General features: G+C 44.6%; 5 protein-coding genes, 2 tRNA genes, 1 rRNA gene and 1 riboswitch. Of the genes, 3 read left to right on the top strand and 5 right to left on the bottom strand.

All coding sequences use genetic code 11. The annotated features are described in order from the left end of the window. Nucleotides 1–39 precede the first annotated feature (39 nt). Nucleotides 40–1,803 carry a PglL family O-oligosaccharyltransferase gene (locus OCV52_RS01535; RefSeq protein ID WP_137407232.1) on the top strand — a complete coding sequence of 588 codons (1,764 nt, stop codon included), beginning with the start codon at nucleotides 40–42 and terminating at the stop codon, nucleotides 1,801–1,803. 91 nt (nucleotides 1,804–1,894) lie between these two features. Here the strand turns inward: OCV52_RS01535 and OCV52_RS01530 are convergent, their stop codons facing one another. Then, on the bottom strand, nucleotides 1,895–3,034 hold the full coding sequence (locus OCV52_RS01530; RefSeq protein WP_137407233.1) for a pyridoxal-phosphate-dependent aminotransferase family protein: 1,140 nt from the start codon (nucleotides 3,032–3,034) through the stop codon (nucleotides 1,895–1,897). Nucleotides 3,035–3,210: 176 nt separating this feature from the next. Beyond that, nucleotides 3,211–3,388, top strand: a riboswitch (Lysine riboswitch). 108 nt (nucleotides 3,389–3,496) lie between these two features. Here OCV52_RS01530 and lysC point away from each other — a divergent pair. Further along, complete coding sequence (lysC, locus tag OCV52_RS01525) at nucleotides 3,497–4,864, top strand: lysine-sensitive aspartokinase 3 (RefSeq protein ID WP_137407234.1); 1,368 nt, start codon at nucleotides 3,497–3,499, stop codon at nucleotides 4,862–4,864. 105 nt (nucleotides 4,865–4,969) lie between these two features. Here the strand turns inward: lysC and metH are convergent, their stop codons facing one another. Further along, complete coding sequence (gene metH / locus OCV52_RS01520) at nucleotides 4,970–8,647, bottom strand: methionine synthase (protein WP_137407235.1); 3,678 nt, start codon at nucleotides 8,645–8,647, stop codon at nucleotides 4,970–4,972. Between the two features lie 168 nt (nucleotides 8,648–8,815). On the opposite strand from metH, the gene OCV52_RS01515 reads away from it, so the two are divergent. Further along, complete coding sequence (locus OCV52_RS01515) at nucleotides 8,816–10,096, top strand: cation:proton antiporter (protein WP_004740869.1); 1,281 nt, start codon at nucleotides 8,816–8,818, stop codon at nucleotides 10,094–10,096. Nucleotides 10,097–10,842: 746 nt separating this feature from the next. Here OCV52_RS01515 and OCV52_RS01510 read toward each other — a convergent pair. The 3 genes from OCV52_RS01510 to rrf form a co-directional block, all read right to left on the bottom strand. Next, nucleotides 10,843–10,919 (bottom strand) — tRNA-Trp (locus OCV52_RS01510). 59 nt (nucleotides 10,920–10,978) lie between these two features. Beyond that, nucleotides 10,979–11,055, bottom strand: a tRNA-Asp gene (locus OCV52_RS01505). Between the two features lie 45 nt (nucleotides 11,056–11,100). After that, nucleotides 11,101–11,216 (bottom strand): 5S ribosomal RNA (rrf, locus tag OCV52_RS01500). Nucleotides 11,217–11,275 lie beyond the last annotated feature (59 nt).

Raw genomic sequence — 11,275 nt, 5'->3', positions numbered from 1 at the left:
CAAAAGGAACAAGCTCCGTTTTTATAAGGTTAGGGATTTATGGCAACAATACACACTAGCGGAACCCAGCTAGAGCATCAGATCACTCAGCTACCTCTCAACAAAGCATTCCTTGCTTCATTAGCTGTTGTGTTCTTACTCGCCATGCATTTTTTCATGCCTAACCCAGGTGGTTCGGGCCTTGCTCTATCCTTTAATCCGACGACTTGGCTGGCTCTAAGCTTCACTCTAGCGATTGGATTTTACCAGCTAGCAACCAATCGAGAACTTAAGTATTCCAAGTTAACCGTAGGCTTACTGATCAGCTGTGTGATACTCACATTGCCTATTCTATACAGCAATGCTTCACCGCAAGGAGCATCCAGTCGATTACTTGGGTTATGGGCTGGCTTTGCTTTATTTGTAGTACTTCAGCAGTTCAAATTCAGTAATAAACATAAACAGCGCATGCTGTGGTTCATCGTACTTGCTGTCGTCATACAGGCACTGTTTGGCTATGTGCAATATTTTTTGCTGGAGCCTGGTAACCTATTTGGTTACAACACTGAAGCCAATCGTCCTTATGGGATCTTCCAGCAGCCTAATGTGATGGCTAGTTTTTTAGCGACGGGTTTTGTCCTTTCTGCTTACCTATTAGCGAGGCAGCCAGCCAAGTACAACCACAAGATTAGTGAATCATTTTTACTCTACCTAACACCAACGTTAACGGTACCACTGCTGATCATAATCGCATCACGCACAGGTTGGTTAGCAGCACTCATTGGGTTCTTGTGTATTCTGCCTTACTTATACAGATTCTCGACCAAGAAACGCTTCTATGGATGGTGTGCATCCGTTGTTGTCGGTGTCGTAGTTGCATTTTCAGTAATCAGCCTTAGCACTACAGATAGCATAGCGAGTAAAAAAGCGAACCTAGAGAGCCCTCGTGCTTACACCTTCCCGCAAACATTAGACATGTTGGTAGAGAAACCATTTACTGGTTACGGCTACGGAAAATTTGAATCAGAGTACACCCTGTATACCGCTCGCCAGCATCAACTCAATTCAAACTATCACCCGGGGCTTCCAGCAATGGATCACCCCCACAATGAGTTTCTATTCTGGGGAGTTGAGGGCGGTATTGTACCTATCATAGGAATATTGATTGCCGCAGTATTAGTATTGTCGCGGATCTCAAGCTCAGCCAAAGGAACACGCTTGGCTTTACTGGCGCTATTCATACCGATACTTTTACACTCTCAATTAGAGTACCCGTTCTATCACTCAGCGATACACTGGATAACCTGTATCATATTGATTTATTGGGTCGACCAGCGCGCTTCACGTCATTATCAGCAGCCGTTCAGCATCATCAGTAAAACCTTATTTAGAGTGACCAGCTTGGTGTTACCAATTCTGGTGAGTGTTTACATGTTGAGTGCACTGCATACTAACTATGTACTGACCAAATTTGAGCGATCTAAACCTAAAAACCCAGACATTCTCAAACAAGTCACTAACCCTGTGGTTTGGAAAGATCGCTACGATTGGGACATATACAGCACCTACCTGAACATTGGTCTTTATAAGGGTGACCCTAGCCTTATTCAGCCTTACGTTGATTGGTCACTAGAGATCATAAAGAGTAAACCAAGACCAGCGTTCTACAGTAACCTGATCCTTGCTTACCAAGGTTTAGGGGAAGAGAGCAAAGCGGAGCAAATCCGTAGTGAAGCAAAGTTTCTATTTCCAGACAGAGACTTTTCACAGGTTCAATACAAGAAAATATCTCAAGCTGAAAACAACGTCTCATCGGCAGAGTAGTAGCCAATTTTAACTCGTAGTATTACCTTTAAAGCAAACAAAAAAAGCGCACGATCCTCGTGCGCTTTTCTTTGAAACTAGTCTAATTCGGTTATTTAAGTACGTCTTGCAGTGCTTTAAGGCACAACGTCACATTCTCTTTACGAGCGCCGTAGCCCATCAAGCCAATACGCCATGCCTTACCGGCCAAAGAACCAAGCCCGGCACCAATCTCAAGATTATACTCTTCTAAAAGCTGCGATCTGACTTTCGCTTCATCAATTCCTTCTGGGAAGTAAAGCGCATTAAGCTGTGGTAAACGGCTCTCTTCATCAACAACGAACTTCAGCCCTAATGCTTCTACACCTTCTTTTAATTCTTGATGCATGGCGTGATGACGAGACCAAGCATTATCTAAGCCTTCATTTTTCAGTAGCACGAGAGACTCATGCAGCGCGTAAAGGCTATTGACTGGTGCAGTGTGGTGATAACTACGCTTACCTTCACCGCTCCAGTAACCTAATACTAGGCTCTGATCCAAGAACCAGCTTTGTACAGGAGCCTGACGTGCTTTCATTTTATCAACAGCACGCTGAGAGAAAGTCACAGGTGATAAACCAGGAACACAAGACAAGCACTTCTGACTACCAGAATAAACCGCATCGAGCTGCCATTCGTCCACTAACAGTGGTACACCACCCAATGAGGTTACCGCATCAACAATAGTCAATGCATCGAACTGGCCAGCCACCGCAGAGATAGCTTGAGCATCCGATAATGCACCAGTAGAGGTCTCAGCATGTACAAACGCAACCGCGACTGCGTCTGGGTTTTCTGTCAATGCTTGCTGTACCTTTTCGACAGATACCGGCTTACCCCATTCGTCGTCAACGAGAATTGCTTCGCCACCGCAACGCACCACGTTTTCTCGCATACGCTCACCAAACACGCCATTTCGACAGACGATGACCTTTTCACCGGGTTCAATCAAGTTAACAAAACAAGTTTCCATACCGGCGCTGCCCGGCGCTGATACAGCAATCGTAAACTCATTATCTGTCTGAAATGCATACTTAAGAAGCTGTTTGACCTCATCCATCATTGCAATAAACAGCGGGTCTAGATGACCTATGGTTGGACGACTCAAAGCTTGCAGTACTTGAGGTGAGATATCAGAAGGCCCAGGCCCCATTAACGTTCGATGTGGTGGATAAAAACTATCGATAGTAGAAGTATTTGTTAAGTTAGACATGTAAATCCCTTACGTTAATGGTGTTGATATTCCACCCTAAAGCAAATCGAACATGTCAGCAATTAGCCTTAGGTCTTGAGGTCAAACCACTGTCACATAATTGTTAAAATTATTTTTAAATTATCTCAAGTTACCAATTGACATTGTGAGCGCAAACACGTTCAATGAAATGGCTATCTAGCAGAAGAGGAGCACTGCCCAGGCAGATGTTTTGTGGAACCGCATTTCCGATACAAAGCATTTATGGGGAGCAGTGCCGAGATAATAAAAGGATGCAGGACCTTTATTATCGGTTGAGCGGGCTGAATCCCGGCAACTGTCACCATTTCTATATGGTGAAGAGCTTCTGAGGTTACTATTCACATAATTCCTCTCTTTTTGCTCTAAAACTCTCTTCGAAAAACATTGGACGTTGGATTACCCAACCGTAATTTTATTTTAGGAAGTCGTGGGAGATATATCGTGAGTGCATCTAATGTAGCTGGTTCTTTTAATGTCGCTAAGTTTGGTGGTACAAGTGTTGCCAACTTTAAAGCAATGAGCCGTTGTGCTGCCATTATTGAAAACAACTCAAATACCAAGTTAGTCGTAAGTTCTGCGTGTTCAGGTGTAACCAATTTACTTGTCGAACTGGCAAACGGTGTGCAAGACAAAACTCGCCGTCAGGAAGTGATGACCCAGTTGACGGACATTCATAATGCAATTCTTGACCAACTTGCTGACCCAACCAGCGTCGAAAAAGAAGTTCACTCCATTCTTGACGACATTGCGAGCGCTGCCGAGGCTGCATCATTTCAAACAAGCACTAAGTTAACCGACCACTTAGTTGCGTGTGGTGAGTTGATGTCGACACACCTTCTTGCTCAAATCCTTCGAGAACGAGGTGCACCTGCGGTTCGCTTCGATATCAGAGAAGTGATGCGCACCAATGATGACTTCGGAAAAGCAGAACCTCAGCTTGAAGAAATTTCAGTGCTAGCGAAAGAGAAACTGATTCCATTGTGCCAACAACAAGTTGTAGTCACACAAGGCTTTATTGGTGCAGACAATGACGGCAACACAACAACCTTAGGTCGTGGTGGTAGTGATTACTCGGCAGCGCTTATTGCAGAGTCAGTACAAGCGATTGGCTTAGAAATTTGGACGGATGTTCCAGGCATCTACACCACCGACCCTCGTATTGCACCTAAAGCTTCTCCAATCCCAGAAATCAGCTTCAGTGAAGCATCTGAGATGGCAAACTTTGGAGCGAAGATCCTGCACCCATCAACGCTAGTTCCAGCATTACGTCACCAAATTCCGGTGTTTGTCGGCTCTTCAAAAGCACCAGAATTAGGTGGAACTTGGATCCGTCAAGAGGTGGAAAGCTCCCCACTGTTCAGAGCCCTGGCCCTTCGCTGCAACCAAACCATGGTTACACTACGTAGCGCTAATATGTTCCATGCTTACGGTTTCCTTGCGAAAGTATTCGAGATCCTTGCTAAACATAAGATCTCCGTTGATCTTATCACTACCTCTGAGATCAGTGTTTCACTCACCCTAGATCAAACTGATACATCTGGTGGTGCTCCTGAATTACCAGAAGCAGCACGTCTTGAGCTAGAAGAACTGTGTTCAGTCGATGTAGAACATGACCTATGTTTGGTGGCATTGATTGGTAATAACATGAGTGAAAGTAAAGGCTACGCTAAGCAAGTATTCAGCACCCTTGAAGATTTCAACCTGCGCATGATTTGTTACGGGGCAAGCCCTCATAACTTATGCTTCCTGCTCAATGAGTCAGTCTCTAAACAGGCGATTCAAAAGCTGCATCAAGAGCTATTCGAATAAGGCGATAGTGAATTAATAAGAGTTCAACGCTCAAAGTACAGATACAAAAAGGGTTGCAATTAAGCAACCCTTTCTATTTTTACAAGTAACTCGCGGATTTAATAGCTAGTTAATATTTGGACCTAGCCACTTCTCAGCTTCCAACATATCCCAACCCTTACGGTCAGCATAGCTGTCTACTTGATCCTGTTGAATCTGAGCAATCGCAAAGTATCGAGAATCAGGGTGAGAGAAGTACATCCCAGAAACTGAAGCACCAGGCCACATCGCATAGCTGGACGTCAGTGACATATCGATGGTCCTCTCAACATCCATCAACTCCCACAACGTGCCCTTCTCTGTATGCTCAGGGCAAGCAGGATAACCAGGAGCAGGACGAATACCTTGGTATTTCTCTCGAATCAGATCATCGTTAGATAAGTCTTCATCTGGAGCGTAACCCCAAATGTCCTTTCGTACCTCTTGGTGTAGGTATTCAGCAAACGCTTCAGCCAGTCGATCAGCCACAGCCTGAATCATGATGGCATTGTAGTCATCACCATTGGCCTTGTATTCATCCGCTAGCTCACGCTCACCAATACCGCCTGTCACAGCAAAACCACCAATCCAGTCCGCTTTACCGCTTTCTTTTGGAGCAATGTAATCTGACAAACAGTAGTTAAAGCCTTTAGGCTTCTCAGTCTGTTGGCGAAGGTTATGTAGAACTTTGAGAACCTCGGTACGAGACTCATCGGTATACACCTCAATGTCATCACCAACACTGTTAGCAGGGAACATCGCACACATACCACGGGCTTCAAGTAGCTTCTCTTTCTCTACACGATCCAGTAACTCGTTCGCATCTTTGAATAAACGTTTTGCCTCTTCGCCCACCTCTTCGTGGTCAAGAATAGCTGGGTACTTACCGACTAATGACCATGTCATGAAGAATGGTGTCCAGTCGATATAGTTACGCAGTGTTGCCACATCAAAATCATTGAATACATGCACACCCGGTTTAGCTGGTGCTGGCGGAGTATATGCGTCCCAATCAATCGCCACTTTATTTGCGCGAGCTTGCTCGAGTGTCACTGGCTTAGTGCGAGGCTTCTTACGATTATGCTGATCGCGAACGCGCTCGTAATCTAAGTCCAACTTCTCAACGAAGGCAGGTTTTAGCTCTTCAGAAAGTAGTGAGGTACATACGCCAACTGCACGAGAAGCGTTATTAACGTAGACCACCGGTTCTGAGTAATTCTGTTCAATTTTAACAGCAGTATGCGCCTTGGATGTCGTAGCACCACCAATCAATAGTGGTAACTTAAAGCCTTGTCGTTCCATTTCTTTGGCAACATGCACCATTTCATCAAGGGATGGAGTAATCAGGCCAGAAAGACCAATAATATCGACGTTTTCTTCTTTCGCGACTTTGAGAATTTTTTCACATGAAACCATCACGCCTAGGTCGATGATGTCATAGTTATTACATTGAAGAACGACGCCAACAATGTTCTTACCAATATCATGAACATCGCCCTTAACTGTCGCGAGAAGGATCTTACCGTTACTCGCACCAACTTCTTTGGATGCATTAATAAACGGCTCCAAGTGGGCTACAGCTTGCTTCATTACACGGGCCGATTTAACAACTTGAGGGAGGAACATCTTGCCTGCACCAAACAAGTCGCCGACCACGTTCATGCCGTCCATTAGCGGACCTTCAATTACCTCAATTGGTCGAGCTGAATTGACACGTGCTTCTTCAGTATCTTCAACGATGAAGTCAGTAATACCTTTGACCAAAGAGTGCTCTAAACGCTTCTCTACAGGCCAAGTGCGCCACTCGAGTGCTGATTTATCTTCAACTTTACCAACCGCTCGCTCTAGATACTCGGTTGCCATATCCAGCAAGCGTTCCGTAGAGTCTTCACGACGGTTTAGTACAACATCTTCAACAGCATCACGCAGATCTTCTGGCACGTTATCGTAAATTTCCAGCTGACCAGCGTTTACGATGCCCATATCCATACCATTTTTAAAACAGTGGTATAAGAATACAGCGTGGATTGCCTCACGAACGTAGTTATTACCTCGGAATGAGAATGACACGTTCGATACACCACCCGAGATCATCGCATGAGGTAGGCCGCGCTTGATATCGCCTACCGCTTCAATGAAATCAACCGCATAGTTGTTATGCTCTTCAATACCAGTCGCAACCGCGAAGATGTTTGGGTCAAAAATAATGTCTTCAGGTGGGAAGCCAACCTCATCAACAAGAATGTTGTAAGCATTGGTACAGATCTCGACTTTACGTTCACGTGTATCTGCCTGACCGACTTCATCGAACGCCATCACGATTACGGCTGCACCATAGCGGCGAACCAACTTCGCTTGCTCGACGAACTTCTCTTTACCTTCTTTAAGAGAAATTGAGTTAACGATACCTTTACCCTGAATACATTTCAGGCCGGCTTCAATAACCTCCCATTTTGATGAATCGACCATTACTGGGACTTTTGAAATCTCTGGCTCAGAGGCACATAGATTAAGGAATTTAACCATACACGCTTCAGCGTCTAGCATTCCTTCATCCATATTGATATCGATGATCTGGGCACCATTTTCAACTTGCTCACGAGCAACACTCAATGCCTCATCGTAAAGCTCTTCTTTGATCAAGCGTTTGAAGCGCGCAGAACCGGTCACGTTCGTTCGCTCACCTACGTTTACAAACAGAGACTCTTTTGCAATGGTCAGAGGTTCTAAACCGGATAAACGACACGACACAGGTAGGTCCGGCAATTGGCGAGGAGTTACACCTTCAACCGCTTCTGCCATTTGACGAATATGTTCTGGCGTAGTACCACAACAGCCACCAATCAAGTTCAAGAAGCCACTTTCAGCCCATTCTTTAACGTGCTCTGCCATGTCTTCAGGTGAAAGGTCATACTCGCCAAATGCGTTAGGTAAGCCTGCGTTAGGGTGAGCAGAAACATAACTCTCTGAGATACGAGACATCTCGCCAACATACTCACGCAGCTCATCAGGGCCTAATGCACAGTTCAAACCAAACGAGATAGGCTTAACATGACGAAGGGCGTTATAGAAAGCTTCCGTCGTCTGCCCTGAAAGCGTACGACCTGATGCATCAGTAATGGTGCCAGAGATCATGACCGGTAAAGTGATGCCTACTTCTTCGAAAACAGATTCCACTGCAAAAGCACACGCTTTAGCATTGAGTGTATCGAAGATGGTTTCGATAAGAATAAGGTCTGAGCCACCTTTGATCAGCGCGCGAGTCGATTCAGAGTAGGCCTCGACTAACTCATCAAAACTCACATTACGATAACCCGGATCATTAACATCTGGAGAGATAGAACAAGTACGGTTTGTTGGGCCTAAGACGCCGGCAACGAAACGAGGTTTTTCAGGAGTCTTTGCAGTCCATTCGTCAGCGGCTTCTCGTGCTAACTTGGCTGCTGCAAAGTTAATTTCTTCACTAAGGCTTTCCATATCGTAGTCGGCCATAGCAATGGTTGTAGCGTTAAAAGTATTGGTTTCAAGGATGTCTGCCCCAGCTTCCAAATATTGCGAATGAATATCTTTGATAAGCTTAGGTTGTGTAAGTACCAAAAGGTCATTGTTACCCTTTAAGTCACTATGCCAATCCGCAAAGCGTTCACCACGATAGTCTTGCTCTTCCAATTTATAGTCCTGAATCATGGTACCCATGCCACCATCAATCAGTAAAATTCGTTGCTTCAACAGAGCATCAATCTTTTGCCTTACATTACTTCCCACGGTACAACCTCATTCCTTTAATTATGCTTCCATCCTATCACACATTAAAAAGGAGTCTAGACGTCTAAAAGAGGAAATTGATTACCGAGTCCTGACAAAAAGTGTTTGCTATTTGAGCATGAGACAACGAAAATTCATATTCATACTTTGTTACATGTTGGTACCCCAATGTCGGTCTATTACACCTTATGCTTCTTGTCTGCTGCAGCCATGCTCATTGCCTTTGTTAATAGCAAAATTGGTAAAATGCAAACAACCATCGCCATCACAGCAGGCTCAATGATGCTGTCTCTTTTAATTATCATTGCGGGCCAAAACAACTGGTTTCAGTTGGCCGACATTGCTTCTGAAACGGTTGCCAGTATCAACTTTGAAGACTTCCTACTTAAAGGGATATTAGGCTTCTTACTATTCGCAGGCGGTTTAGGGATAAAACTACCAAACCTAAAAGACCAAAAGTGGGAAATCACAGTGCTCGCACTCGGCGCTACTCTTTTCTCGACCTTCTTTATTGGTTTTGTTCTTTATGGTTTCTGTCAGTTCATCGGCATCCAATTCGATCTCATTTACTGCTTACTATTCGGTTCTCTTATCTCCCCTACCGACCCAATCGCTGTTTTAGCCATAGTAAAGAAACTCGATGCACCGAAACGAATCTCAACTCAGATTGAAGGTGAATCGCTATTTAACGATGGTTTTGGCTTGGTAATCTTCGTCACTCTATTCACCATTGCGTTTGGCACAGAAGCACCGACAGTTGGCAGCGTGACCATGCTATTTGTCCAAGAGGCTATTGGCGGTATCGTTTATGGTTTTGCATTAGGTCTTATATTCCACTACCTAATCAGTAATACTGATGACCACTCAATGGAATTGCTACTCACCATTGGTGTCCCTACTGCAGGTTATGCTTTTGCTGAAGTTCTCCACGTATCAGGTCCATTAGCTATGGTGGTATCAGGTATCATGATTGGTAACTGGACTCGCTTTATCGGCTTCTCTAAAGAGAGTGAAGACCACCTTGACCACTTCTGGGAACTAATAGATGAGTTCTTAAATGGCGTATTGTTCTTATTGATTGGTATGTCGATGCTGCTGTTCAAATTCCACCAAGAAGACTGGATCTTAATGGCATTCGCAGTTCCTCTAGTATTGAGTGCACGCTACCTGAGTGTTTTCTTGTCGTACATTGGATTTAAGCGCTTTAGAACTTACAACCCATGGTCGATTAAGATTCTAACTTGGGGCGGCTTACGTGGAGGCTTAGCACTAGCCATGGCTCTATCAATCCCTTCCGGTATCTGGGTAATTGAAGACAAAGCGATAGATGTTAAAGAGATAATCCTTGTCATGACCTATGCCGTAGTGGTGTTCTCGATTCTGGTTCAAGGCTCGACAATTACTCCTATGATAGAGAAAGCAAAACAAGCAGAGAAAGAGCTAGATTAACACCTAGATAGATTAACCAAGGCCACCTACTTTAGGTGGCCTTTTTTATACCTAATGAAAGTCAAACTCACCAATTCCCACACTGAAGCTATCGCTGAAAGGTATGTGTAGAACATAGAAGCTTATATAGATATTTGATACCACTATTATTGGAGTAATCGAAAACCTTAATTTAGGGGGAGTACTAAATTTGGCCGGAACTCTTTCAGGAGGTTAAGTCCTACAGATACCTCATTGTTCTGCACACTCACTAGCCTCCCCAATAACCCACTCTCAAGTTATATTAGCTTCAATCGAAAGACTTCACCTTTCACCTGGAAACACAAAGAACGGGAATCAATGTCTCGCTAGAATAGCGTTAGTTATTAACTAGCGGAACTATAGAGCAAAATGAGTATTGGCTAGATAGAGATCACTTGGTACTTCTAGCGTTACTTCTAAAGATGACAGGAATAATAAAGGCTCTAGCATTTTGCTGGGACGCGCACTCTAAAGACTTAAATATGGCAGGAATGGAGAGATTAGACTGAGCTGGCGAGCTAGGGGAACGCGTAGTTATTCCAACTTTGCTTCGCGAAAAAAAACCTCAGCATTTCTGCTGAGGCTTAGTATATGGCAAGGGTTGAGGCATAAACTCCCAACACGCACAGTTTTGGTAAGTAGGGGAATCCGCGGCTCTGCCAATAGAGTATTATTAGATTCAGAAAGCAAAAAGGCTCTAGCATTTCTGCTAGAGCCTTTCAATGTGGCAGGGGTGGAGAGATTCGAACTCCCAACACGCGGATTTGGAATCCGCTGCTCTGCCAATTGGAGCTACACCCCTAAAACTTTTTGTACTTTAGATTCGAAAAAGCCTCGCACTAGGCGAGGTTATCGAATAAGTGGCGGAGTGGACGGGACTCGAACCCGCGACCCCCGGCGTGACAGGCCGGTATTCTAACCAACTGAACTACCACTCCGCAGTGGACTACTTGTCGTCGCTGACAAGTCGTTCATAATTTAAAGCCTGGCGATGTCCTACTCTCACATGGGGAAGCCCCACACTACCATCGGCGCTATTGTGTTTCACTTCTGAGTTCGGCATGGAATCAGGTGGGTCCACAATGCTATGGTCGCCAAGCAAATTTTGCTTTTACTTTCAGCTTTTTTAAAAACTGAAGGCAAAATAATCTGGAAAGC

The organism is Vibrio chagasii (genome assembly GCF_024347355.1).
In the GTDB taxonomy this organism is placed as follows: domain Bacteria; phylum Pseudomonadota; class Gammaproteobacteria; order Enterobacterales; family Vibrionaceae; genus Vibrio; species Vibrio chagasii.
Note: the sequence above shows the minus strand (reverse complement) of the source record. Positions and strands in the feature narration are given on the sequence as shown.